The following is a 278-nucleotide window of genomic DNA, read 5'->3' on the forward strand; positions in this document are numbered from 1 at the left end:
ATGCAGAGTATTGGCGTGGCTACCACGGTTCGCGTGGTGAGATAATGCCGTCATCAAGCCTTCAATATATTGTTTTGCCAACTCATCGATTTCAAGATCGTTGCTTGCTAATAATTTCCCAAGTTTCTTATAGCCTTCAATGTGGTGACACATTACTAAGTACTTGTGAGCGCTGTGGAATTGAATCAGCTTGTGTTTAGTTACGCCTTCGTCAACAAGGTTGAGCCACTTCTGATAAGTGAAGACACGTGTCATGAAGTTTTCGCGTAAAATAGGGT

Annotated in this window: 1 protein-coding gene; it reads right to left on the reverse strand. The window is 42.4% G+C overall.

Annotated elements, in window-relative coordinates; genetic code table 11:
• Nucleotides 1-278 (reverse strand): DUF1722 domain-containing protein (locus AB4512_RS24995; RefSeq protein WP_372176154.1); only part of this gene is annotated, 278 nt, incomplete at both ends.

The sequence above is a fragment of the Vibrio sp. 10N.222.52.B7 genome (assembly GCF_041474275.1).
In the GTDB taxonomy this organism is placed as follows: Bacteria; Pseudomonadota; Gammaproteobacteria; order Enterobacterales; family Vibrionaceae; genus Vibrio; species Vibrio crassostreae_C.